This is a genomic window from Nocardia ignorata NBRC 108230 (assembly GCF_001612905.1).
Taxonomy (GTDB): domain Bacteria; phylum Actinomycetota; class Actinomycetes; order Mycobacteriales; family Mycobacteriaceae; genus Nocardia; species Nocardia ignorata.
Map to the genome: position 1 here is coordinate 1 of NZ_BDBI01000065.1, position 24,423 is coordinate 24,423.

The window sequence follows — 24,423 nt, forward strand, 5'->3', positions numbered from 1 at the left end:
ACCCACCGCTATACCGAGGACCATCACATCGTTGCCCTCGAAGATCCCCGCGATGTTCTCGAAATCCGCGGTGATCTCGGTCGAGCCACCGAGTGCCTGTTCGGCGCCAGGTAGCGAACAGCTCGCGATCGTTGTCACCGCCGCTGCGGTGACGAGGAAGCGAAACCATCTGTTGCGCAGCAGTTTCACGATGCGCTCCTGCCGCCGTACGCCCAGGCCACGACGGCCTCGATCACCCTGCGCGGCAACAACCGCTGAGCCAGGAACACGACAGGCGCATGGGAGCCGACGGCATAGAGCGGCAACGTCGGCGCGGCCTCGACGGCTTCGAGCACGGTGCGGGCGACGTCGTCTGCCGAGATCCCCTCGGCTTCCTTGGCATCGAGGGCGGCGATCGCCGCGGTGAACCGCGCACGATAGGGGGAGTCGTCGCCGAGGTACTTCGTGCGGCGCCCGGACAGTCCGGTCGCGATGGAGCCGGGCTCGACGGTGGTGATGTCGATGCCGTACGGCTTCAGCTCGTAGCGCGCGGCGGTCGCGAAGCCTTTGAGGGCGGCTTTGGTCGCGACATAGGACGCTCGGTAGGCGAGCGGGAAGCTCGCGAGCATGGACCCGATATTGACGATCTTGCCGCGACCCCGTTCCCGCATCCTCGGCAGCAGCAGCTGGATCAGTTCGACCGCACCGAAGACGTTGAGCTGGAACAACCTCCGCACGGCGTCCATCGGCAGCTCTTCGAGCGGCCCACATTGACTCTCCCCGGCGTTGTTCACCAGCACGTCGACGGCTGTGCCGTCGAGCGCGTCGACGAAACGGGCGATCGAGCCACGATCGGTGAGATCCAGATCGCGGTAGTCCACCCCCGGCACGGGATCGGCCACGGTGGAACTGTCACGGCTCGTCCCGAGGACGTGGTAGCCGCGCGCGACCAGGGCGGCGGCCACGGCCCGCCCGATTCCGGAGGACGCTCCGGTGACGATCGCTGTCTTCATACCGACTCCTGTCCGGCCGAACGAGCGCGAGCGGAAGACTCAGCGGCCTGCGAATGATGTTGTCTACGAAGCACTTCGGTCTGCGGGCCGGTTCGACCACGGTCTGCGGGCGCGGTCGACAGGGTGGGGCAACTCGGTACGCGGGTATGAAGGGAAGAGACCGAGCGAGAGGCCGCCAGTACGGTGTTGTCGGGACGCACGATCGCGGCGCTCGCTCGTCCACGGCGCAGCCATTCGCCGAGTTCCGACGACGCCGATACCGCCAGTACCGCGGCACCGCGCCGGTCGAGTTCGGTCCGCTGTTGGCGGGAGATCGGGGCGGTCGCGACGAAGAGGAAACGCCCGGCAGCGATGTCGTCGACCCGCCTGCCACCCTCGACCAGGTAGTTGGGGCACAGCGATCCGGCCAGGTCGAGCGGCCGAAACGCGCGTCGCGCCACGAACATCGACCGGGTCAGTCGCGGTGTGGCGCTGTCGGTCAGCTTGGCTTCGAGGCCGCGAACCCGGCCGAGCACGGGCCACACCCACTTGCAGGCCAGCGTGCGGGTCGTCGCGCCGCACGTCATCGCCCATCCGATGGCGACGGCCAGCGCGATCATGGACCTGACGTGCGGTTCACGCTCGGTTCGATAAGAGTCCAGTGCGGCGTCGGGCAGTGCCGCGCCGAGGACGGCGACCAGCTTCCAGATCAGATTCTGGGCGTCGCGCAGACCCGCGCCCATGCCCTGCCCGATGAACGGCGGGGTGAGATGTGCCGCGTCGCCGAGCAGGAAGATCCTGCGATCCCGCCACCGGTCGACCACCTGGGCGCGAAAAGTGTACCCGGCGGACCGGATCAGCGTCAGGTGGGGATCGCTCACCTCGCGTAGCCAGGGGGACAGGAGCGGCTCGATGGCGTCGAGTGTGGCGAACTGGTCCGCGGACTCGTCGTCACGCAGGCGGAACTCCCAGCGGTACCGGGCGGCACCGATGCGCATGTACGTCGCGGCCCGTTCCCGGTCGCACACCTGGTGCACGCCATCCCACTGTCCGAGGTCGGCGTCGGTGGCGATGTCGACCACCAGCCACCGCTGTTCCAGACCGAGATCGCGCATGCGTGCACCGATCGACGCGCGCACGACACTGTTGGCGCCATCGCAACCGAGCACGAAATTCGCTGTGACAGTGCGTGTTTCACTGGCTTCTGCAGCGAAATATCGCACGCGAGCGTGCTCGGGCGTGTTCGCCACGTCCAGCACCTCACAGCCGCCGCGCATCCGGACGCCCGCCGTCGATGCCAGCCGCGACCGCAGCAGGACTTCGAGATCCGGCTGGTCGAACATGTTGGCCGGCGGGAATCCGTGTGGCATCCGGGCGGGATCGCGGTCGAACTCGGCGAGCGTGGCGATGGCGGAGTCGACCAGCCGAAGGCCGCGGCCGGGCCGGGAGATCCCCGCGAACGCGTCGCCGAGACCGAGGTCGGCGAGAATGCGGTACACCTCGTCGTCGAGGTGCACCGCCCGCGGCTGCGGATACACCTTCTCCCAGCGATCGAGGACCAAGCACTCGATGCCGTAGCGCGCCAACAGCAATGCGGCGGTCATGCCGGTCGGACCCGCCCCGACGATCGCCACCGGGTAGTGCTCGATCCGGCCTTGCTCAGTGCCCATAACGCACCCTGGTGCGCTGAACGCCGAGGTCGAGCGCGCCGTCCGGTGTCGAGACGGTCAGCTCGAGCACATCGCCGTCGTGCAGGTAGTCCGGGTTCGATGCCTGCTTGGCGAAGAAGATCTTCCACTTGAGCGCGGGCGGGATCAGCGAACCGAGAATCTCGACGGGTTTGGCGGGGGCCTTCAAGGCGGTTCCGCCCGGGGTGCCGGTAAGCAACAGGTCGCCCGGATCCATGCGCTGGAAACCGGTCAGGGCGCGCAGGGTTTCTAGGGGGCCGTAGATCATGTCGGCCACCGTGCTGTGCTGGCGCACCCGGCCATTGACGCGCAACGTCAGGCACAGCTCGTGGAATCTGTCGAACTCGCCTGCTTCGAGCAGCAGCAACACCGGGCCCACCGGCGTGAAGGTGGGATAGGACTTACCCTCGTAGAACTGGGTTTTGGGCAGTTGGACGTCGCGGGCGGAGACATCGTCGGTGATGACCAAACCGGCGATGAAGCCCCCGATATTCGACGTGTCGAGTGTGGTGCCGACCGGCAGCGGCGCGCCGATGACGAGCCCGATCTCGATCTCGTAGTCCAGCAACCGCACGTGCGGCGGTTTGACGATGTCGTCCTCCGGACCGCTGATGGATCCGGACGATTTGCGGAAGAATGTCAGCGGAACCGTCTGCGGGTCCATCCCCGAATCCCGCACGTGCGACACGTAATTGGTCATCTGCGCGACCACCCGGCACGGCGCGGTCACCGGGGAGACCAGCGCCAGGGTCTCCACCGGCGTGGTGTCGGTGCCGCGGCGCGCCACTTCGATCGCGCCGCGGTCGGCCAGCAGTTCGCCCGTGGTCACGGCCTCGGTGTCGATTCGGGCAGCGCCGTCTGGGGTCAGCACCCACCATGCGTCGATGGTGCGCACCACGGAAATGCTCATGAGTCGGCTACTTTCAGAAGGCCCCGCAAGCGCTGGGCGTCGAATTCGTTGTCTCGGTGGAGCGAAGAGAAGAGGGAGCGGAGTTCCCGCAGCGAGTTGCGGCTCGGTGCGATACCGAGGAAGTCTTTGGTCGCCGGTGGGCCCCACTGCGCCAGCCCCGAGGCCGTCATCGGTGCCCAGCCGGGTTCCAGTGAGCTGTCGAACAGGTCGCCGTCGGTGAAGTGCTCGACGAGGAAACCGTCGGGATCGCGCCAGTAGTCGAAGATCTGACTGCCCTGGATATGCCGTCCGATTCCCCAGGACCGCCGATAGCCGCGCGCGGTCAGGAACTCGCCACCGGCCGCGAGCGCGTCGAGGTCGCACACCTGATACGCCGAATGCACGTAACGATCCGAGGGGCCGAGCGTCATGGCGAGGGTGTGATGGTCGGTCGGCGTGTTCCCGCGGTCGCAGCGGATGAAGGCCATCACGGGCCCGCGTGCGCGCTGCCCGTCGAAATACAGGAAATCGCTCACGATCAGGCCGAGATGCTCCAGATACCAGTTCAGGTTCTCGAGGAAGCGGGTGCGCGAGACCACGACATGGCCGAGCCGCTCGACCCGGGCAGGCACCCGCGGTGGTCGCTGCGTCGTGTTGATCCGCGCGGTGGACGCACCGACGTTGAGTGGGCGCGCGGGCTGCCCCGGTAGCTTCGGCAACTGATGCGTGCCCGCCACGACCCGGACGGTCCCGCCACCCGGGTCGTGCAAGGTGACGCCCATTCCACCGAGGCTCTCGGGTAGCCGTTGCACGTGATGACCCGTGGCCTCGGCGAGCCTGAGCAGATCGGACTCCTCGGCGGCCTGGAACGCCGCACCCGCGAAGTGGGAGCGCACTGCCTTGCGGACGATCACGCACGGCGTGCCTGCCTGCGTGCCGCGCAGGTGTATCTCCGCCGAACCGCGGTAAGCCACCGAGAACCCGAACGCCAGCGCGAACGCTTCGGCCCGCAGCAGGTCGGGCTTGCCGAACTCGAGCCAGGCGAGGTCGGCGACCTTGACGATCGGGTTTCCGGCGCGGCCGGAGTGCTCGCCCGGCAGCGCGCCCTGATCGACATGCAAGCCGCGATGTGTGTCGCTGTGGCCTACCGACATCTCGCCTCCTGCTCGCTGTTACTGACGATATCTTCAATTATGACTATCCGTTCAGTCAAGGGTTCTGGGGAATTCGTCAGATTTGATGGTGGATAAGATCGCGGCAGGTCGAACCACTGCCGGAAGGTGACCAACGACGATGCCCACCGCAGCGAACAGGCTCGAACGCCGCAAAGCTCGCACTCGCTCGGCCCTGATCGCGGCCGGGCAACGCTTTATCGCCGAGGGCAGGCTCAACGCCCCCATCCTCGAGATCACGCAGGCCGCGGACGTGGGAATGGGCTCGTTCTACAACCACTTCGCCAGCCGGGAAGAACTGTTCGTCGCGGCGGTCGACAGCGCGTTGGAGTCGCTGGGCGACTACCTCGACGCGCTGACGACCGACCTGGCCGATCCGGCGGAGAGATTCGCCAAGTCGTTCCGTATCGTCGGGCGACTGTTTCGGCTGCAGCCCGACCTCAGCCGGATCCTGATCAACTCCGCCGCCTCACTGATCGAATCCGACCACGGCCTCGCGCCGCGCGCCGAACGAGACATCGCCGCCGCGACACGCGCGGGACGTTTCGTCGTCGAGGACACCGACCTGGCGATGGCGCTGGTGACCGGATCGCTACTCGGCCTCGGGCGACTGTTGCTCCGACAGCCCGACCGGGACTGTGCCGTGACCGTAGACGACATGACCGTCGGAATCCTTGTCGCACTTGGCCTCTCGCGTGAGGATGCTGAAGAGTTGTGCAGTGCGCCGGTGTCGCTGGATGCCGTGCCCGGCACGGACGGTGACGGCTGACCGGGTGGTGCCACCCCTGTGCTGTCTTGCGCGGAACTCGCGTGGTAACGCGGGGACTCGCGCGGTGTCGGGGATCGGCTGGTGCGCTGTGCCACGATGACCCGCATGGAGCTGCTCGCTTCCGCCGGTGCCGACGGGCCGACGCCGATCGTGTCGCTGTTCTGGATCGCGCTGGTCGCGGTGATCGCGCCGGTGGTGTCGCGCCTGCTGCGCGGATATCTGCCCGATGTGGTGATCCTGCTGGTCGCGGGTGCGGTGCTCGGCCCGTACGTGCTCGGGTGGGCCGACGCCGGGGGCGGCGTCGACCTCGTCAGCGAGCTCGGGCTGGGAATGCTGTTCCTGCTCGCGGGCTACGAACTCGACCCGGCCCTGCTGCGAGGGAAATCGGGGCGAACGGCCTGGCTGGTCTGGCTCGTGTGCCTGGTCTTCGCGTTCGGGATCGTCACCCTGGCCACCGACCGGTCGACGGGCACCCGCATCGCCGTGGCCATCGCGCTCACCTCCACCGCGCTCGGCACACTCCTGCCGATGCTGAAGCAGGCCGGAATCGCCGACTCGCCACTCGGTCGCGCGGTGATGACGCACGGCGCGGTGGGTGAACTCGGGCCCATCGTCGCGATGTCGGTGCTGCTGAGCAGCCGCGACTCCATGTCGGCGCTCGTCACCGTGCTGATGTTCGTGGTCGCGGCGGTGCTCGTCGGGCTGATCCCGGTGCGCATGCTCGACCGGATACCCGACCTCGGATCGGCGCTCGGCCGGCTCGACGGCGGCACCTCGCAGCTCCCGGTGCGCGGAGTCGTGCTGCTACTCCTCGTCCTGATGGTGATCGCGGAGGAATTCGACCTCGACGTGGTGCTCGGCGCCTTCGCCGCTGGCATGATCCTGCGCAAACTCATCGCCGCAGGCCACCCCGACGTGGACGCCTCGCTCGAGGCCATCGGTTACGGCCTGCTGATCCCGGTGTTCTTCGTGGTCTCCGGAATGGGTATCGACGTGTCCGCCGTGGCGGGCAACCCGGCGCTGTGGGTGTGGTTCGTGCTCACCATCGCGATCGCACGCGGTCTGCCGGTGTGGCTGAGCGAGCGCTTCGTGCCGCACGGGTCGAACCTTCCCACGGGCCGCGAGCGGGTGCAGTTGGCCCTCTACGCGGCTACCGGTCTGCCGATCATCGTCGCGGTGACGCAGGTCGCGACCCGCACCGGCCTGCTGAGTAGCGAGGTAGCCTCGATACTGGTGGCCGCGGGAGCCACGACGGTATTGGTGTTCCCGCTGGTCGCGCGACTGATCGGGGCACGTGGCGCCGAGTCCGTCACACCCGCGCATGAATGAGCTTGCATACTCGTGCATAATCATCACATGGTGGAAACGTCCGGAGGACCCGTATTACGGGTGGCGGTTGCCGGTGCCAGTGGGTACGCCGGTGGCGAGGTGTTGCGTCTGCTGCTCGGCCATCCCGAATACCGAGCCGGGCGCCTCGAGATCGGGGCGCTGACCGCCGGATCCAACGCGGGCACCGCCCTCGGCGCACTGCAGCCGCAGCTGCTGCCGCTGGCCGACCGCGTCCTGCAGGAAACCACCCCGCAGACCCTGGCCGGACACGACATCGTGTTCCTCGGTCTGCCGCACGGCCAGTCCGGCGCGATCGCGCAGGCCCTGCCCGAGTCGACGGTCGTCATCGACTGCGGCGCCGACTTCCGGCTCACCGACCCCGCCGCCTGGGAGAAGTACTACGGCAGCGCCCATGCGGGCAGCTGGCCCTACGGTCTGCCCGAACTACCCGGCGCGCGCGCCCGGCTCACCGGTGCCCGCCGCATCGCGGTGCCCGGCTGCTACCCGACGGTGTCCAGTGTCGCGCTCGCCCCGGCCGTCGCGGCGGGCATCATCGAACCGAACGTGAACGTCGTCGCGGTGAGCGGGGCCTCGGGTGCGGGCCGCAGACTCGACATCGGCCTGCTCGGATCCGAGGTCATGGGCAGCGTGCGCGCCTACAGCGTGGCGGGTGCCCACCGGCACACCCCGGAGATCGCGCAGAACCTGAAAGCCGCGGGCGGCGTGGATGTCTCGGTGTCCTTCACGCCCGTGCTCGCGCCGATGCCGCGCGGCATCCTCGCCACCTGCACCGCACCGGTGAAGGTCGACGCCGCGCAGGCCCGGGCCGTCTACGAAAAGGCTTACGCCGACGAGCCCTTCGTGCACCTGCTGCCCGAAGGCATGCTGCCGCAGACCGGTTCGGTGCTCGGTTCCAACGCCATCACCCTGCAGGTCGCCGTCGACGCCGACGCGGGCCTGCTCGTGGTGATCGGCGCGATCGACAATCTGACCAAGGGCACCGCGGGCGCCGCGGTGCAATCGATGAATCTGGCCGTCGGTTTCGACGAGACCGCAGGACTTTCCACCGTAGGAGTGGCACCGTGACAACCCCTGATCCGCACGCGCCGGACCACGGCAAACTCATCCACACCCAGGGCGTCACGGCCCCGCTCGGCTTCCGCGCGGCGGGCATCGCGGCGGGCATCAAGGCCAGCGGCAAACCCGACCTCGCGCTGGTGCTCAACGAGGGCCCCGAATACGCCGCGGCGGGCGTGTTCACCCGCAACCAGGTGAAGGCCGCCCCGGTGCTGTGGTCGCAGCAGGTGCTGAAGTCCGGTCACGTGCGCGCGGTCATCCTCAATTCCGGTGGCGCCAACGCCTGTACCGGCCACGGCGGTTTCCAGGACACCCACAGGACCGCCGAGGAACTCGCCGCGGCACTGAGTAATTGGGGTACCGAGACCGGTGCGGGCGAGATCGCGGTCTGTTCCACCGGCCTGATCGGTGACCGGCTGCCGATGGACAAACTCGTCCCCGCGATCACCGAGATCGTGCACGAGATGGGCGGCGGTCTCACCGGCGGCTCCGACGCGGCCCACGCCATCATGACCACCGACACGGTGCCCAAGGAATCGGCCTTCCACCACGAGGACAAGTGGAACGTCGGCGGCATGGCCAAGGGCGCGGGCATGCTCGCCCCCTCGCTGGCCACCATGCTCGTCGTGCTCACCACCGACGCGGTGGCCACCCCCGAACAGCTCGACGAGGCACTGCGCAAGGCGACGAAATACACCTTCGACCGGCTCGACGTCGACGGCTCCTGCTCCACCAACGACACCGTGCTGCTGCTGGCCAACGGCGCGAGCGGCGTCAGCCCCTCGCAGGACGACCTCGACGCCGCCGTGTTCACCGTGTGCGACGACCTTGCCGCTCAGCTCATGGCCGACGCCGAGGGCGTCACCAAGCGGGTGCGGGTCACCGTCACCGGCGCGGCCACCGAGGACGAGGCGCTCACCGTCGCCCGTGCCGTCGCCCGCGACAACCTGGTCAAGACCGCGCTGTTCGGCTCCGACCCGAACTGGGGCCGGGTACTCGCCGCCGTCGGCATCGCCCCGGTGACCCTCGACCCGCATCGGATCGCGGTGTCGTTCAACGGGAATCCGGTCTGTGTCGACAGTGTCGGCGCTCCGGGCGCGCGTGAGGTGGACCTGTCCGGCGCCGATATCGACGTGTTGATCGAGCTCAATGTGGGTGAGGGCACCGCCATGGTGCGCACCACCGACCTCTCGCACGGCTACGTCGAAGAGAATTCGGCGTACAGCTCATGAACGCCGGTGTGCTGCACAGCCTTTCGGCACTCGACAAGGCGCACGTCCTCGCCGACGCGCTGCCGTGGCTGCAGAAGTTCCGCGACAAGATCGTCGTCGTGAAGTACGGCGGCAACGCCATGATCGACGACGACCTCAAGTCCGCCTTCGCCGCCGACATGGCGTTCCTGCGCACCGTCGGCGTGCACCCCGTTGTCGTGCACGGCGGCGGCCCGCAGATCAATGCCATGCTGAGAAAGCTGGGCATGGAAGGCGAATTCCGTGGCGGATTCCGCGTCACCACCCCCGAGGTGATGGATGTGGTGCGGATGGTGCTGTTCGGTCAGGTCGGGCGCGAGCTGGTCGGGCTGATCAACGCGCACGGGCCGTACGCGGTCGGCATCTCCGGTGAGGACGCGCACCTGTTCACCGCCACCCGACGCACCGTCGCCGTCGACGGGGTGGCCACCGATATCGGCCTGGTCGGCGATGTCACCGAGGTCAACCCCGGCGCCGTGCTCGACCTGATCGACGCGGGGCGCATCCCGGTGGTCTCCACCATCGCCCCCGACGCCGACGGCGTGGTGCACAACATCAACGCCGACACCGCCGCGGCCGCGCTGGCCGAGGGCATCGGCGCGGAGAAGCTCGTCGTCCTCACCGATGTCGAGGGCCTCTACACCGACTGGCCGGACCGATCCTCGCTCACCAGCCGGATCGACGCCGACGCCCTCGCCGAGTTGCTGCCGAGCCTGGACGCGGGCATGGTGCCGAAGATGGAGGCCTGCCTGCGCGCGGTCCGTGGCGGGGTGCCGAGTGCCCACGTCATCGACGGGCGCGTCCCGCATTCGGTACTACTTGAACTATTCACCGGAGAAGGAATCGGAACCATGGTGACCCCGGGGGAGGCCGAAGATGAGTGAAGTGGCGAAACTGCAGCAGCGGTGGTCGGCCGCGATGATGAACAACTACGGCACCCCGAAGGTGGCGCTGGTGCGTGGCGCCGGGGCCGTGGTCTACGACGCCGACGGCAAGCGCTACGTCGATTTCCTCGGTGGTATCGCGGTCAACAGCCTCGGCCACGGGCATCCCGCCATCCTCGAGGCGGTCACCCAGCAGCTCGGCACCCTCGGCCACGTGTCGAACCTGTACGCCAGCGAACCCGTGATCGAACTGGCCGAGAAGCTGCTCGCCCACTTCGGTGACGGCGAGGGCAAGGCGTTCTTCTGCAACTCCGGCACCGAGGCCAACGAGGCCGCGTTCAAGATCGCGCGGCTCACCGGGCGGTCCAAGATCGTCGCCGCCGAGGAGGCGTTCCACGGGCGGACCATGGGCGCGCTCGCGCTCACCGGTCAGCCGTCGAAGCGGGCGCCGTTCGAGCCGATGCCGCCCGGCGTCGTGCACGTGCCCTACGGTGACGCCGCCGCCCTGGAAGCCGTCGTCGACTCCGACACCGCCGCGGTGTTCCTCGAGCCGATGATGGGGGAGAGCGGTGTGGTCGTCCCGCCGTTCGACTACCTCGCCAAGGCGCGCGAAATCACCTCGCGGGCCGGAGCTTTGCTGATCCTTGACGAGGTGCAGACCGGAATCGGCCGTACCGGAACGTTTTTCGCACACCAGGCGGCCGGGATCGTGCCCGACGCGATCACCCTCGCCAAGGGTCTGGGTGGTGGCCTCCCGATCGGCGCCGTGCTGGCACAGGGGCGGGCGGCCGAACTGCTCACCCCGGGTCTGCACGGCACCACCTTCGGCGGCAATCCGGTCTGCGCCGCGGCGGCGCTGGCCGTGCTGCGCACCATCGACTCCGAGGACCTGCTGAGCCATGTGGAATGGGTCGGCAAGAAACTCAGCGACGGCATCGCCCTGCTCGAGCACCCCGAGATCGACCATGTGCGTGGGGCGGGCCTGCTGATCGGCATCGTGCTGCGCAACGACATCTCCGCCCACGTGGACGAACGGGCCCGCGAGGCCGGGTATCTGCTGAATCCCGCCAAGCCCGACGTGATCCGGTTGGCACCGCCCCTGGTGCTCACCGAAACCCAGGCCGACAATTTCGTCGCCGACCTGCCCGAGATCCTCGACAAGGCCGCCGCCGATGCCAAGGGAGCGACCAAGTGACCCTGCGCCATTTCCTGCGCGACGACGACGTGAGCCAGGCCGAACAGGCCGAAATCCTCGCTCTCGCCGCCGAACTCAAGAAGAACCCCTTCGCGCACCGCCCCCTGGAAGGCCCGCGCGGAGTCGGGGTGATCTTCGAGAAGAACTCCACCCGCACCCGGTTCTCCTTCGAACTCGGCATCGCCCAGCTCGGCGGGCACGCCGTGGTCGTCGATGGTCGCGACACCCAGCTCGGCCGTGAGGAAACCCTCGGCGACACCGGCAGCGTGCTGTCGCGTTACGTCGACGCCATCGTGTGGCGCACCTTCGAGCAGTCGCGGCTGGACGAAATGACCGCCACCGCAACGGTTCCCGTGGTGAACGCGCTGTCCAACGAGTTCCACCCGTGTCAGGTCCTCGCCGATCTGCAGACGATCGCCGAGCGCAAGGGTTCGCTGGCCGGACTCAACCTCACCTTCTTCGGCGACGGCGCCAACAACATGGCGCACTCGCTGCTGCTCGGTGGTGTCACGGCGGGCATGAACGTGACCGTCGCCGCGCCCGCAGGTTTCGAGCCGCTGCCCTGGATCATGGAGGCCGCCGCCAAGCGTGCCGCCGAAACCGGTGCGACGGTGGCCGTTACGGGTGATCCCGTCGCCGGAGCCACCGGCGCCGACGTGCTCGTCACCGACACCTGGACCTCCATGGGTCAGGAGAACGACGGGCTCGATCGCGTCGGGCCGTTCCGCCCGTTCCAGCTCAACACCGAACTGCTGGCCGCCGCCAACCCGGAAGCGATCGTCCTGCACTGCCTTCCGGCACATCGTGGTGAGGAGGTCACCGACGAGGTGCTCGACGGTTCACACAGTGTGGTGTGGGACGAAGCCGAGAACCGGCTGCACGCCCAGAAGGCGCTGCTGGTGTGGCTGCTCGCGAAAGCCGCCGCGTGAGACCGCGATCCGGGGCCGACGCGGAGGGCAGGCGATGAGCGCACCCGAGAAGGGCACACCCGCCATCGCCCGCACCCGCGCCGGCCGCCAATCACGCATCGTCGAGCTGCTCTCGGCGCATTCGGTGCGCAGCCAGACCGAACTGGCCGCACTGCTGGCCGCCGAGGGCATCGAGACCACCCAGGCCACCCTGTCGCGTGACCTGGACGAACTCGGCGCGGTGAAGCTGCGAGCCGCCGACGGCGGCGCCGGGGTCTACATCGTCCCCGAGGACGGCAGCCCCGTCCGCGGCGTCACCGGCGGCACCGGCCGCCTGTCGAAACTGCTGGCCGACCTGCTGGTCTCCACCGATTCCAGCGGCAACCTCGCCGTCCTGCGCACCCCACCCGGCGCCGCCCACTTCCTGGCCAGCGCCCTCGACCGCGCTGCCCTGCCCTACATCGTCGGCACCATCGCAGGCGACGACACCATCGCCGTCATCGCCCGCGAACCCCTCACCGGCGCCGAACTCGCCGCCAAGATCGAAAGCCTGGCCTGACCGTCGTCGTTCGCTTACTCCGACTTTTACCGAACAATGCAGCACTAAGGTTAGGTAGCGATCCGCGTTACTTAACGCGGGAGACTACTCGGCCGCGGTGCTCACCGACATCGCCGAACAGCCGGTGGAATTGCCGGTCTCACTGCTCACCGAGGCGGAAAAGGCCGCGCAGGAACTGGCGCGGTTCGACGCGCACCTTTCCGCCCGACTGGGGGCCGACTGCCTTCGGTCCCATGAGTTCAGTCCTGCTGCGGACGGAGAGTTCCGCATCGTCACAGATCGAGAACCTCACGGTGGGGGCCAGGCAGCTCGCCCTTGCTGTGCTCGGCGAGCACAGCAATCGCAACGCACGCATCGTGACCGCCAATGTGCACGCGATGGAGGCGGCGATAAGCCTGGGCGGGGACATCGATGCCGCCTCGATCCTGGCCATGCACCGGGCACTACTCGGCGAGTCCGATCCCGCACATGCCGGGCGATGGCGCGACGAACAGGTTTGGATCGGTGGCAGCAATATTGGTCCGCACGTAGCGGATTTCGTTCCGCCACCTCATGACCGGGTACCGGCGGCGATTGCCGACCTGATCCGCTTCACCCGTCGCGACGACCTACCCGCCCTGGTTCATCTCGCGCTCGCTCATGCGCAGTTCGAGACGATCCACCCGTTCACCGACGGCAACGGGAGAACGGGCCGCGCCCTGGTGCACGCGATGTTGAGCGCCCGGTAGCTGACCGGACACATCACCGTACCGATCTCGGCGGGCTTGCTGGTGAATACGGTTAGCTATTTCGATGCGCTGACCGGATATCGCACAGGGGATCCCGAGCCGATCGTCCGCCGATTCGTGGAGGCGACGTTCTACGCGGTCGGTGCCGGACGCCGATTGGTCGAAGACCTTCGCGCTGTGCGCACCGGCTACCGGGAACAGACGACCGCTCGCGCGGATTCCGTCGTATGGAAGGTGATCGACAGTCTTATCGCGCAGCCGGTCGTGAACAGCACTTACGTTGCCGAAACCTTCGGCATCAGCGCGGTCGCGGCGCAGCGGGCGATCGCCCGACTCGTCCAGTCGGGCGTGCTGCGCTTGGTGTCGCAGCGTGCCAGAAACCGAGTTTGGCAGGCCGACGCAATTCTCACGGCCCTCGATGATTTCGCAGCAGGGGTCCGGTCGCGTCCGGGCGTGAACAAGGCGCTGCGGTTCAACTCCGCGACAACCGCTGCCAGGTCCAGCTGACGCGAATGTCGAGCGGCGAATCGGGGGTGACCATCCGAGGGGCGGTGTTGAGCCCGTTCGGTGGTCCGGATTGTGCTTCGACCGAGAGGGATTCCTCCGGCAATGTCCACACGACCACGTCGGTGACGGGACTGGTGACCGTGAACTCGAGGAAGCCCGGCCAGGTGAGGCGGGCGCGGACGCCGTCGGGCATGGCGAAGCAGTCGTCCCAGGGTGGGGGAGTAGGTGCGATGTGGCGGCCGGTGGGGAGGTAGTCGGGGCCGCGTTCGTATTGCCAGGCCGGGTGGAAGCCGAGTTCGAGTGGGCCGGTGGCGGGGGCGAGATCGCGCAGGAACCACGGGTGCCAGCCGCCCTGGGCGGGGAACGGGTCGCGGTCGGTGGTGATGCGCATCGCCAGGGTCAGGCCCGACTCGGTGAGGGTGAAGGTCTGCACGACCGTGCCCGCGAACGGCCAGGGCGCTGTCAACCGGCAACGCAGTATCGCCTCGTTCGCCGTCCTGGACACGACTTCCCACGCCCTGTCGCGGACGGTGCCGTGAATGCTGTGCGGCGGGTTGTCGATCGGCAGCTGGTAGGTGCGATCACCCACGGTGAGCTTCCCGAAGCCGAGCCGGCCTGCCCATGGCGCCATCACGAAACATCCGGTCCCGGGGTCCTGGCGCAGCAATTCCGTGCCCGCCACGGTGAGGCTGTGGATCGCGCCCCCGTCGTCGGGGGCGATGGTGACTGTCGCGGTACCGGCGCTGAGTCGCACGTCGTCGCTCATGCCGGGGACACTATCGGCGCGGGCCCGTCATCCGGCGCAGCCCGCGCCGATCGACATCAGTTGAACGGGTACTCCCCGCCGCCCGCGCCACCGTTGTGGCCCGGTGTGGCGACATCGATGATGTCCTGCACCAGCTCGACCACGGCGCGACCGACATCGAGCACACCGTTGCCGAGCGTCGAGAATTCCTGCGCGATGTAATGAAGCATCTTGTTCGTCCTCACTTCTGGCGGGCCGAATAGTGCTGTCCCAGAGTGCCGTACACCATGTACGGCGCACTACCCTGCGAGGGTGCTTCCCGATCTCGCGCCCTTCAAACCGTGGGCCGACCCCGGCCGCGCGGTACCGCAGGCAGGCGTTCAGACCTGCCTGGCGCGCTCGGCGGTTCGCCGACTTCGCTGAGGAGTTGCGCGAGCTGAACGCGCGCTGCCCGCGCGAGCTGGTACGACCGTGTTCAGGACGCGAGGAAATTCAGGACGGCGAGGATCAGGGGCGAGCTGAGGTCGAACAGCACGCGGCCCACGTGCAGGCCGACCGCCGCGCCGGGCTCGTAGTTCTCCATGAGGAATTGCAGGATGGCGTCTTCCATGGTGTCCTCCGGTGCCGAGGGTCAGGCGAAGAAATCCTGGAGAATGGGGGTGCTCAGGTCGAACAGGGTCTTGCCGACGGTCAGGGCGAAATTCCCGACGCCGATGACGACGAGCCCGATGAGGTCGTAGTTGGCCTGAGCGAAATCACGTAATTGCTGCACGTTTACTCCTCGACCCCGACTGGATGAGTAGCTACTGTGACCAGCGTCTCACAGATGGTGTCGGCCGTCGAGGAGTCGCACCCCGGTGATGAATGAGCTTGCATCATCGTGCATAATCATTTGCAGCAACGGCGCGAGCCGTCCACAGACACCAGTTCAAGGAGCGCAACAGACATGTCCGATCGCGTCGTACTCGCCTACTCCGGTGGGCTTGACACCTCCGTCGCCATCAGCTGGATCGCGAAGGAGACCGGTTCCGAGGTCGTGGCCGTCGCCATCGACCTGGGCCAGGGCGGCGAGGACATGAACGTGGTGCGCCAGCGAGCCCTGGACTGCGGCGCCGTGGAGGCCATCGTGGTCGACGCGCGCGACGAGTTCGCCGACGAGTACTGCCTGCCCACCATCCAGGCCAACGCCATGTACATGGGCCAGTACCCGCTGGTCTCGGCCATCAGCCGGCCGCTGATCGTCAAGCACCTCGTCGAGGCCGCCAAGTTCCACAACGCCACCACCGTGTCGCACGGCTGCACCGGCAAGGGCAACGACCAGGTCCGCTTCGAGGTCGGCATCGGCGCCCTGGCCCCCGACCTGGAGGTCATCGCCCCGGTCCGCGACTACGCGTGGACCCGCGAGAAGGCCATCGCCTTCGCCGAGGAGAACAAGCTCCCGATCAACGTCACCAAGAAGTCGCCGTTCTCCATCGACCAGAACGTGTGGGGCCGCGCGGTCGAGACCGGGTTCCTCGAGGACCTGTGGAACGCGCCGACCAAGGACGTCTACGACTACACCGCCGACCCGACGGTGAACTTCGAGGCGCCCGACGAGGTCATCATCACCTTCGACAAGGGTGTGCCGGTCGCCATCGACGGCCGCCAGGTCACCGTGCTGCAGGCCATCGAGGAGATGAACACCCGCGCCGGTCGTCAGGGTGTCGGCCGCCTCGACATGGTCGAGGACCGGCTCGTCGGCATCAAGAGCCGCGAGATCTACGAGGCGCCCGGCGCCATCGCGCTGATCACCGCGCACCAGGCGCTGGAGAACGTCACCATCGAGCGCGAGCTCGGCCGCTACAAGCGGCAGGTGGAGCAGCGCTGGGGCGAGCTGGCCTACGACGGCCTGTGGTTCTCCCCGCTCAAGCGCGCCCTGGACGCCTTCGTGCAGGACACCCAGCAGCACGTCTCCGGCGACATCCGCATGGTGCTGCACGGTGGTTCCGCCGTGGTCAACGGCCGCCGCTCCGAGCAGTCGCTCTACGACTTCAACCTGGCCACCTACGACGAGGGCGACACCTTCGACCAGTCCCTGGCCAAGGGCTTCGTCCAGATCCACGGCCTGTCCTCCAAGGTCGCGGCACGGCGGGACCTCAACCAGAAGTAGTTCAAGGCTCCGACTGATTTCGCGCGAACATGGGTAACTCACCGGGTACGCCCAGAACCGCTGTGGTCCATGACGTGAGCCCGGTGTAGAACCCAGCGACCTCCCCGCGACCGGCAAAAGTCCCGGGGAGGCGGACAGGAGACGGCAGACGATGACCGACGGCGGCAGCACGAACACCGGTGCCCTCTGGGGTGGGCGCTTCGCGTCCGGGCCCGCCGAGGCGATGGCGGCGCTGAGCAAGTCGACGCACTTCGACTGGGCGCTGGCTCCCTACGACATCCGCGCCTCCCAGGCGCATGCCCGGGTGCTGCACAAGGCGGGGCTGCTGTCCGACGAGGATCTGTCCGGCATGCTGGCCGGGCTGGACGCGCTGGCCGCCGACGTGGCCTCGGGGGCGTTCGGTCCCGCCGACTCCGACGAGGATGTGCACGGCGCGCTCGAGCGGGGACTGATCGAACGGGTCGGCACCGAGCTCGGCGGCAGGCTGCGGGCGGGCCGGTCGCGGAACGACCAGGTGGCCACCCTGTTCCGCATGTGGCTGCGTGACGGTGTGCGCCGCGTGGCCGCCGGAGTGCTCGATGTGGTCGATGCGCTCGTCGCCCAGGCTGCCGCGCACCCGGACGCGGTGATGCCGGGCAAGACCCACCTGCAGGCCGCCCAGCCCGTGCTGTTGGCCCACCACCTGCTCGCCCACGCGCATCCGCTGCTGCGCGACCTGGAACGCCTGCGCGACTTCGACAAGCGCGCCGCGATCTCGCCCTACGGTTCGGGCGCGCTCGCCGGTTCCTCGCTCGGTCTCGATCCCGAGCAGATTGCCGCGGAGCTGAATTTCACTGCCTCGGCGGCCAATTCGATCGACGCCACCTCTTCGCGTGACTTCGCGGCGGAGGCCGCGTTCGTCCTCGCCATGATCGGTGTCGACCTGAGCCGGATGGCCGAGGAGATCATTCTCTGGAGCACACCGGAATTCGGCTACGTCACCCTCGCCGACGCCTGGTCCACCGGCTCGTCGATCATGCCGCAGAAGAAGAACCCCGACGTCTCGGAACTCACCCGTGGCAAGGCGGGCCGCCTGATCGGCAACCTGACCGGCCTGCTCGCCACCTTGAAAGCCCAACCGCTGGCATACAACCGGGATCTGCAGGAGGACAAGGAACCCCTGTTCGACTCGGTCGCCCAGCTCGAACTCCTGCTGCCCGCCATCGCCGGCCTGGTCGGCACCCTCACCTTCCACACCGACCGCATGGCCGAACTCGCCCCCGCCGGTTTCACGCTCGCCACCGACATCGCGGAATGGATGGTGCGCCAAGGTGTTCCGTTCCGCGTCGCCCATGAAGCGGCCGGTGCGTGCGTGCGCGCCGCCGAGGCACGTGGTGTCGGCCTCGACGAAGTCACCGACGAGGAATTCGCCGCCATCGACCCATCGCTGACCGCCGGTGTGCGCGAAGTACTCACCGTCCCCGGCTCGATCGCCTCCCGTAACGCCCGCGGCGGCACTGCGGGCGTCCGCGTCGCCGAACAACTCGACGAGGTCCGCGAGAACGCCGACGAAGCCCGTGCCTGGCTGAACTGAACAACCTGCCGCGCCCCGCTAGTCTGCCGCCATGACCCTGCTCTTGCTGGCACTGGCCATCGCATCCGAGGTGACCGCGACCGTTTCGCTGAAACTGTCGGAAGGATTCACCAAACCGGTGCCGTCGGTGGTGGTCGTGCTCGGATACGGTGCGGCCTTCTACTTCCTGTCCCAGGTGTTGAAACGGGGGATGGGGATCGGCGTCGCGTACGGGATCTGGTCTGCCGTCGGGGTGGCCGCCATCGCCCTGATCGGTGTGCTGTTCCTGGGTGAGCGGCTGTCGCTGGTGCAGGTCGGTGGAATCGGCTTGGTCATTCTCGGCGTGCTGGCACTGGAACTCGGTGGCGCGCACTGACTTCGGGCGGCGCCGATGCGAATCCCGCTCGGCTCACAACTCGGCGCGGACCCGGAAGCCCGCGTCGCGCAGCGCGTCCAGCACATCGTCGCGGTGCGCGGGTCCCCGCATCTCCACGGTGAGTGACACCTCCACCTCGTCGACCGCGAGCCACGTCCCGGTTCGGGAGTGGACCACATCGACCACACTCGCCCCGGCCCGGCCGACCACTCCCAGCAGCGCCGACAACGCACCCGGCCGGTCCGAGATCGTCACCCGCATCGCCAGATAGCGTCCGGCCGCGCTCAGACCGTGATTGATCACCCGGGTGAGCAGCAGTGGGTCGATGTTGCCGCCGGACAGGATCACCACGATCGGACCGGGCAGGTCACGCAATTCGGGGCCGAGCAACGCCGCAACCCCCGCCGCACCCGCCGGTTCGACAATGAGCTTGGCCCGTTCCAGACACAGCAGCAGAGCCTTGGACAGCGATTCCTCGTCGACGGTGACGATCCGTGACACCAGTTTCGACACATGATCGAACGGCACCGCACCCGGCATCCCCACCGCGATACCGTCGGCCATCGTCGACATCCGCGACGCCCGCATCGGCGTGCCCGCCCGCAGCGAATCCGGCCACGCCGCCGCCTCGGCCGCCTGCACGCCGACCACTCCGACCTGCGGCGCACAATGATTCATCGCGATCGCCACCCCCGCGAGCAACCCACCGCCGCCGGTCGGCACCACCACGGTCCGCACATCCGGCACCTGCTCGAGAATCTCGAGCGCGACACTCGCTTGCCCGGCGACGATGTCGGGATGATCGAACGGATGAATCAGTGTCGCCCCGGTGCGCTCCGCGAATTCCTTTGCCGCGACCAGTGATTCATCGATCGTCTCACCGACCTGATGCACTTCCGCCCCGTAGGCCCGGGTGGCGACGAGCTTGGGCAAGGACGCCCCGATCGGCATGAACACCGTCGAGGTGATCCCCAGCTCCGCTGCCGACCACGCCACCCCCTGCGCGTGATTACCCGCGCTCGCCGCCACCACTCCGCGAGCCCGTTCCGCAGGCGACAGATTCGCGATCCGGTTGTACGCGCCGCGCGGCTTGAACGACCCGGTCCGCTGCAGGTTCTCGCACTTCAACCACACCGGCACTCCCGCCCGCTCCGACAGCACCCGCGACCCGACCACCGGCGTCCGCCGCACCACCGCCCCCACCACCCGCGCGGCGGCTTCCACCTGCCCGAACTCAACGCTCTCCATCGCCCCATCGTGCCAGCCGCCGCCCTCCCACGGACCTGGGCGCGCGATCACCACGCTCTGGTGGCGGCTGCCACTCGGCCGATGCCGCCACCGGAGCGTGGTGATCGAATGACCAGCTCAGGCGCGGAGGGCGGCCTTGGCGATGTTGTGGGCGATGGTGCCGAGGCGGGTGAGGCGGGCGTCGCCGAGGGGCGTGAGTTTGCCGCCGAGGCGATTGGTGACGAAGGCGAGGGACAGGCCGGTTTCGGGGTCGGCGAAGGCGCCAGAGCCACCGAGGCCGAAGTGTCCGAAGGCCGAGATCGGTTCGGCGCGTGAGGGTTTCATGGGGACGCCGTGATAGCCCATCGCCCACGGGATGCGGAAGGCGAGCACATAGTCGGGGGTGAAGACCTGACGGGTGGCGGCGCGGCGGATCGTGTCCGGGGACAGGATGCGGGTGCCGCCGAGTTCGCCGCCGTTGGCGAGGGCGCCGTAGACGCGGGCCAGGGCGCGGGCCGAGAAGACACCGTTGACGCCGGGCATCACCGCGTCGTGCACACGCGGGTCGACGATGAGATCGGCGAAACCGCGCGGGGTGGTTTCGGCCGCCGCCGCGAATCGGGTGCGGGTGAGCAGGTCGGAGCCGCGCTCCCAATCCATGCCCGCCGCGGTGAGACGCGGGAAGGTGGTGGCGATGCGATGGCGTGCCCCGGCGGGCACGCGGAACCAGAGCTCCTCGGCGTCGAGAGGTTCGGCGAGTTCGGTGCGGACGACGTCGACGAATTCGCGGCCGGTGACTCGCTGCACCAGCTCGGCGGCCAGGTGCCCATAGCTGATCCCGTGGTAACCACTGGTGACGAGATGACGAGGGTCCGGGGTGGCGGCGGCGAGCGCGGCGGTGACCGCCTTGTCGTCGAGGAAGGTGTCGATCGGCCCGGAGATCAGCCCGCGCAACCGGTGCAGCCCGGCTCGGTGGGTGAGCACGTCGCGAACCGTGATGCGACCCTTGCCCGCCGCCGCGAACTCGGGCCAGTACTCGGCGACCGGGGTGTCGTAGTCGAGCTCGCCACGCTCGGCGAGCTGATGAATCACCGTGGAGGCCACGCCTTTTCCGGTGGAGAAGGCCAGCGCCACCGAGTCCGCCGTCCACGGCACACCCGGGCGTGCGTACCCGGCCCACACATCGACCACCGGTTCGCCGTGCAAGTACACGCACAGCGCGCCACCCCCGTGCGAAGGCTTGCGGAACAACTGGTCGAACACGGTGACCAGACGGACGAAACGGCGATCCACCGACTGCGTTGTCGAAACTCCCATCACCCGAGCATGCCAAATCACCCATGGGACCGGTCGGTACGGTGATCTTTTCCTGACCGTCACATCCGGCAGCGTGGGCGCAATACTCGGGTCATAGCGTGCACGCATGTCCTCGAGACGACGATCGGCGCTGCTCGCGAGGCTTGTGGTGGACGAACCCGGTAGGCCACAGGTGATCCTGGGCGAACTGCGCCGCGTGATCCTCGACGGTGCCGTCCCGCCGTGCACCGTGATCCCGCTGCGCGAGGTGGCCGTACTGTTCGGAGTGAGTCACATCCCGGTGCGCGAGGCGCTGAAAACCCTGATCGGGGAGGGGCTGGTGACCCACCGGCCGCAGCGTGGGTACCAGGTCGCGCAGCTCACGGCGCGTGAACTGCGGGAGATGTACATCGTGCGCGATACCCTGGAATCGGCGTCGCTCGCCGCGGCCGCGCTGTCGGCGGACGATGCCGAACGCGCCGAACTGCTCGCCGTGAACGACCTGCTCGAGCGGGCGATCCTCGACGACGATCCGGCGGCGTATCTGCGCGAATCGCGCTGTTTTCATGTGGCGCTGACCCGCCCGTCGCGTATGTTCCGCCTGTTGCAGATGCTCGAATCCGCCTGGAATGTCACCGAACCCGTGCAATCGATGGTGCACGTCGATCGCGCCGACCGTGAGCTTCTGCACACCGACCACCTCGCGATGCTCGACGCCTTCCTCGCCCGTGATGTGGCCCGTCTGCTCGCCGCGGCCGAGGAGCACCATCGGCGACTGGAATCGGTGATCGCGACCCTTCCCACCGACACCGGTCTGCTCGCGCCGGAGGATATATCTTCGGCGCAATAGCGGCGAAATTCGCGGGAAACCGCAGGGCAACTGCTGAAACCTACGGTCATCGCAGCAGCTGAACCCTTCGGATGGGAACGACCATGACCGATACCATCACCGTCGCCACCGGTGCGCCCGCTACCGATCCGCCCGCCTACGATCCCCGATTGACCAACGAGGATCTCGCACCGCTGCGCAAGCAGACATGGGGCACCTACAACATCTTCGCGTTCTGGATGTCGGACGTGCACAGCGTTGGCGGATACGTCACCGCGGGAAGCCTTTTCGCGCTCGGTCTGGCGAGTTGGCAGGTTCTCGTCGCCCTACTGATCGGCATCGTCATCGTCTACTTCTTCTGCAATCTGGTCGCCAAACCGAGCCAGGTGACCGGTGTGCCGTATCCGGTGATCTGTCGCAGCGCGTTCGGGGTGCTCGGCGCCAATATCCCCGCCATCATCCGCGGTCTGATCGCGGTGGCCTGGTACGGAATCCAAACCTTCCTTGCCTCCGCCGCGCTGGATGTCGTTCTGGTGAAACTGTTTCCGGGTCTGGCGCCGTACGCCGTCACCGCCGACTACGGTTTCCTCGGTTTGTCGGCGCTGGGCTGGGGCAGCTATCTGCTGCTGTGGGTGGTGCAGGCGTGCGTGTTCTGGCGGGGGATGGAATCCATCCGCAAGTTCATCGACTTCTGTGGTCCCGCCGTGTATGTCGTGATGTTCGTGCTCTGCGGCTACCTGATCTCGCGCGCCGGCTGGAGCGCCATCGACCTGAACCTGGGGGAGGTGACCTACACCGGCTGGGCGTCGGTGCCGGTGATGCTCGGCGCGATCGCCCTCGTGGTGTCCTACTTCTCGGGTCCGATGCTCAACTTCGGCGATTTCTCCCGCTACGGCAAGAGCTTTCCGGCCGTGAAGACCGGCAACCTGCTCGGCCTGCCCGTGAACTTCCTGCTGTTCTCCCTGCTCGTCGTGATCACCGCCTCGCTGACGGTGCCCTTCTACGGCGAGCTCATCACCGATCCGGTCGCGACCGTCGCCCGCATCGACTCCACGTTCGCGATCGTGCTCGGCGCGCTCACCTTCACCATCGCCACCATCGGTATCAATATCGTCGCCAACTTCATCTCGCCCGCGTTCGACTTCTCCAATGTGAGCCCGCAACGGATCAGCTGGCGCGCGGGCGGGATGATCGCCGCGGTCGGTTCGATCCTGATCACGCCGTGGAACCTCTACAACAATCCCGAGGTGATCCACTACACGCTCGAGGTGCTCGGCGCCTTCATCGGGCCGCTGTTCGGCGTGCTGATCTGCGATTACTACCTGGTGCGCAAGCAGAATGTGATCGTCGACGACCTCTTCACCATGTCGGAACAGGGCAGTTACTACTACCGCAAGGGCTACCACCCTGCCGCGATCGTCGCCACGGCGGTCGGCGCGGGCGTCGCGGTGTTCCCGGTGCTGGCCAACGGTTTGCCCGGCATGCACACCGCGGCTCAGTACAGCTGGTTCATCGGCTGCGGCCTCGGTTTCGCCACCTACTACCTGCTCACCGCAGCCAGGCGCAGGACCCGGCCGGAGGTTCTCGCCTGATGCGAATCCGGGTCGTCAATCCGAACACCACCCGGGCGATGACCGACACGATCGAGCGGTGCGCCCGGGCCGTCGTCGGCGCGGGCACCGTGCTCGACGCGGTCACCTCCGCGACCGGACCGGTCTCGATCGAAAGCCACTACGACGAGGCGATGAGCGTTCCCGGACTGCTGGCCGCCATCCGGGAAGGCGAGGCCGACGGTGTCGACGGCTACGTCATCGCCTGCTTCGGTGATCCGGGCCTGGACGCCGCACGCGAACTGGCGACCGGACCGGTGATCGGGATCGCGGAGGCGGCGATGCGAACAGCGAGTCACCTGGGGCGGGGCTTCAGCGTCGTGACCACCCTCCAGCGCACCACAGGCCGCGCGATGGACCTGGCGGAACACTATGGCCTGCGACGTTTCTGCTACGGAGTGCACGCGTGCGAATTGCCCGTGCTCGCGCTGGACACCGACCCGGACGCACGTAAGGTCGTCACCGAAGCGTGCCGGGCGGCGGTCCTGGCCGACGGTTCCGACGCGGTCGTTCTCGGCTGTGCCGGAATGGCGGATCTGTGCGCGCACATCCGAGCGGAGATAGGCGTGCCGGTGATCGACGGTGTCGCGGCCGCCACGTCGACCGTGCAATCTCTGCTCACCCTCGGGCTGTGCAAATCGGGGAGGGGCGAGTTCGCGACACCGCCGGCCAAGCCCTATACCGGGCTGCTGGAATCGTTCGGGTCGGAATAG

The 24,423-nt window shown here is 67.9% G+C and carries 26 protein-coding genes and 1 pseudogene; 16 read left to right on the plus strand and 11 right to left on the minus strand.

What is annotated here, in order from left to right; genetic code table 11:
* From NI2_RS34330 to NI2_RS32465, 5 genes and pseudogenes are all read right to left on the minus strand, one after another.
* A pseudogene (locus NI2_RS34330) lies at positions 1 to 189 on the minus strand (mammalian cell entry protein); the annotation flags it as partial.
* Complete coding sequence (locus NI2_RS32450) at positions 186 to 992, minus strand: SDR family NAD(P)-dependent oxidoreductase (RefSeq protein WP_067499071.1); 807 nt, start codon at positions 990 to 992, stop codon at positions 186 to 188. The gene NI2_RS32450 and the pseudogene NI2_RS34330, both read right to left, overlap by 4 nt.
* Positions 989 to 2,641 (minus strand): bifunctional 3-(3-hydroxy-phenyl)propionate/3-hydroxycinnamic acid hydroxylase MhpA, encoded by a 1,653-nt coding sequence (gene mhpA, locus NI2_RS32455; RefSeq protein WP_084477125.1) that lies wholly within the window; start codon positions 2,639 to 2,641, stop codon positions 989 to 991. The genes NI2_RS32450 and mhpA overlap by 4 nt, the downstream gene beginning before the upstream one ends.
* Positions 2,631 to 3,569, minus strand: a complete 939-nt coding sequence (locus tag NI2_RS32460; protein ID WP_067499073.1) for a fumarylacetoacetate hydrolase family protein — start codon at positions 3,567 to 3,569, stop codon at positions 2,631 to 2,633. Before NI2_RS32460 ends, mhpA begins: the two co-directional genes overlap by 11 nt.
* Positions 3,566 to 4,702: a VOC family protein gene (locus NI2_RS32465; protein WP_067499076.1), complete on the minus strand. Its 1,137-nt coding sequence runs from the start codon at positions 4,700 to 4,702 to the stop codon at positions 3,566 to 3,568. The genes NI2_RS32460 and NI2_RS32465 overlap by 4 nt, the downstream gene beginning before the upstream one ends.
* Positions 4,703 to 4,841: 139 nt before the next feature.
* Between NI2_RS32465 and NI2_RS32470 the strand changes: the two genes are divergently transcribed.
* The 10 genes from NI2_RS32470 to NI2_RS34820 all read left to right on the plus strand — a co-directional run bounded on the left by NI2_RS32470 (position 4,842) and on the right by NI2_RS34820 (position 13,926).
* On the plus strand, positions 4,842 to 5,489 hold the full coding sequence (locus NI2_RS32470) for a TetR/AcrR family transcriptional regulator (RefSeq protein ID WP_067499079.1): 648 nt from the start codon (positions 4,842 to 4,844) through the stop codon (positions 5,487 to 5,489).
* Positions 5,490 to 5,594: 105 nt separating this feature from the next.
* Positions 5,595 to 6,818, plus strand: coding sequence for a cation:proton antiporter (locus NI2_RS32475; protein ID WP_067499081.1), 1,224 nt, complete (start codon positions 5,595 to 5,597; stop codon positions 6,816 to 6,818).
* A gap of 27 nt (positions 6,819 to 6,845) precedes the next feature.
* On the plus strand, positions 6,846 to 7,904 hold the full coding sequence (gene argC / locus NI2_RS32480) for an N-acetyl-gamma-glutamyl-phosphate reductase (protein WP_067499083.1): 1,059 nt from the start codon (positions 6,846 to 6,848) through the stop codon (positions 7,902 to 7,904).
* Complete coding sequence (gene argJ, locus NI2_RS32485) at positions 7,901 to 9,127, plus strand: bifunctional glutamate N-acetyltransferase/amino-acid acetyltransferase ArgJ (protein WP_067499085.1); 1,227 nt, start codon at positions 7,901 to 7,903, stop codon at positions 9,125 to 9,127. Before argC ends, argJ begins: the two co-directional genes overlap by 4 nt.
* A complete protein-coding gene (argB, locus tag NI2_RS32490; protein ID WP_067499087.1) occupies positions 9,124 to 10,029 on the plus strand; it encodes an acetylglutamate kinase in 906 nt (301 codons plus the stop codon). Before argJ ends, argB begins: the two co-directional genes overlap by 4 nt.
* A complete protein-coding gene (locus tag NI2_RS32495) occupies positions 10,022 to 11,224 on the plus strand; it encodes an acetylornithine transaminase (RefSeq protein WP_067499090.1) in 1,203 nt (400 codons plus the stop codon). Before argB ends, NI2_RS32495 begins: the two co-directional genes overlap by 8 nt.
* Entirely contained in the window at positions 11,221 to 12,153 is a 933-nt protein-coding gene (gene argF, locus NI2_RS32500) for an ornithine carbamoyltransferase (RefSeq protein ID WP_067499092.1), read from the plus strand. Before NI2_RS32495 ends, argF begins: the two co-directional genes overlap by 4 nt.
* Positions 12,154 to 12,187: 34 nt before the next feature.
* Positions 12,188 to 12,691, plus strand: a complete 504-nt coding sequence (locus NI2_RS32505) for an arginine repressor (protein ID WP_067499094.1) — start codon at positions 12,188 to 12,190, stop codon at positions 12,689 to 12,691.
* Between the two features lie 233 nt (positions 12,692 to 12,924).
* A complete protein-coding gene (locus NI2_RS35580) occupies positions 12,925 to 13,419 on the plus strand; it encodes a Fic family protein (protein WP_218018538.1) in 495 nt (164 codons plus the stop codon).
* A gap of 177 nt (positions 13,420 to 13,596) precedes the next feature.
* A complete protein-coding gene (locus NI2_RS34820) occupies positions 13,597 to 13,926 on the plus strand; it encodes a Fic family protein (protein WP_218018539.1) in 330 nt (109 codons plus the stop codon).
* Here NI2_RS34820 and NI2_RS32515 read toward each other — a convergent pair.
* From NI2_RS32515 to NI2_RS34605, 4 genes are all read right to left on the minus strand, one after another.
* A complete protein-coding gene (locus tag NI2_RS32515; RefSeq protein WP_067499097.1) occupies positions 13,892 to 14,692 on the minus strand; it encodes an aldose epimerase family protein in 801 nt (266 codons plus the stop codon). The two genes, NI2_RS34820 and NI2_RS32515, sit on opposite strands and share 35 nt — an antisense overlap.
* Positions 14,693 to 14,748: 56 nt before the next feature.
* The gene (locus tag NI2_RS34335; RefSeq protein WP_157104720.1) at positions 14,749 to 14,901 is read right to left on the minus strand and encodes a hypothetical protein; all 153 of its coding nucleotides are present in this window, start codon (positions 14,899 to 14,901) and stop codon (positions 14,749 to 14,751) included.
* Between the two features lie 245 nt (positions 14,902 to 15,146).
* Positions 15,147 to 15,281, minus strand: coding sequence for a hypothetical protein (locus NI2_RS35500; protein ID WP_255284058.1), 135 nt, complete (start codon positions 15,279 to 15,281; stop codon positions 15,147 to 15,149).
* A gap of 21 nt (positions 15,282 to 15,302) precedes the next feature.
* A complete protein-coding gene (locus NI2_RS34605; RefSeq protein ID WP_166655845.1) occupies positions 15,303 to 15,443 on the minus strand; it encodes a hypothetical protein in 141 nt (46 codons plus the stop codon).
* A 174-nt stretch (positions 15,444 to 15,617) separates the two neighbouring features.
* Here NI2_RS34605 and NI2_RS32520 point away from each other — a divergent pair, with 174 nt between their 5' ends.
* The 3 genes from NI2_RS32520 (at position 15,618) to NI2_RS32530 (ending at position 18,748) form a co-directional block, all read left to right on the plus strand.
* Entirely contained in the window at positions 15,618 to 16,820 is a 1,203-nt protein-coding gene (locus tag NI2_RS32520) for an argininosuccinate synthase (RefSeq protein WP_067499100.1), read from the plus strand.
* 151 nt (positions 16,821 to 16,971) lie between these two features.
* Positions 16,972 to 18,393: an argininosuccinate lyase gene (gene argH, locus NI2_RS32525; RefSeq protein WP_067499103.1), complete on the plus strand. Its 1,422-nt coding sequence runs from the start codon at positions 16,972 to 16,974 to the stop codon at positions 18,391 to 18,393.
* Positions 18,394 to 18,424: 31 nt separating this feature from the next.
* On the plus strand, positions 18,425 to 18,748 hold the full coding sequence (locus NI2_RS32530) for a DMT family transporter (protein WP_067499105.1): 324 nt from the start codon (positions 18,425 to 18,427) through the stop codon (positions 18,746 to 18,748).
* A 33-nt stretch (positions 18,749 to 18,781) separates the two neighbouring features.
* On the opposite strand, the gene ilvA is transcribed toward NI2_RS32530, so the two are convergent.
* Both ilvA and NI2_RS32540 read right to left on the minus strand, forming a co-directional pair.
* Positions 18,782 to 19,996 (minus strand): threonine ammonia-lyase, encoded by a 1,215-nt coding sequence (gene ilvA / locus NI2_RS32535; protein WP_067499149.1) that lies wholly within the window; start codon positions 19,994 to 19,996, stop codon positions 18,782 to 18,784.
* Between the two features lie 117 nt (positions 19,997 to 20,113).
* Positions 20,114 to 21,292, minus strand: a complete 1,179-nt coding sequence (locus NI2_RS32540) for a serine hydrolase domain-containing protein (protein WP_067499107.1) — start codon at positions 21,290 to 21,292, stop codon at positions 20,114 to 20,116.
* A gap of 106 nt (positions 21,293 to 21,398) precedes the next feature.
* Here NI2_RS32540 and NI2_RS32545 point away from each other — a divergent pair, with 106 nt between their 5' ends.
* The 3 genes from NI2_RS32545 (at position 21,399) to NI2_RS32555 (ending at position 24,423) form a co-directional block, all read left to right on the plus strand.
* Complete coding sequence (locus tag NI2_RS32545; RefSeq protein ID WP_067499109.1) at positions 21,399 to 22,121, plus strand: GntR family transcriptional regulator; 723 nt, start codon at positions 21,399 to 21,401, stop codon at positions 22,119 to 22,121.
* Positions 22,122 to 22,204: 83 nt separating this feature from the next.
* A complete protein-coding gene (locus NI2_RS32550) occupies positions 22,205 to 23,692 on the plus strand; it encodes an NCS1 family nucleobase:cation symporter-1 (protein WP_067499151.1) in 1,488 nt (495 codons plus the stop codon).
* A complete protein-coding gene (locus NI2_RS32555) occupies positions 23,692 to 24,423 on the plus strand; it encodes an aspartate/glutamate racemase family protein (RefSeq protein WP_067499111.1) in 732 nt (243 codons plus the stop codon). The genes NI2_RS32550 and NI2_RS32555 overlap by 1 nt, the downstream gene beginning before the upstream one ends.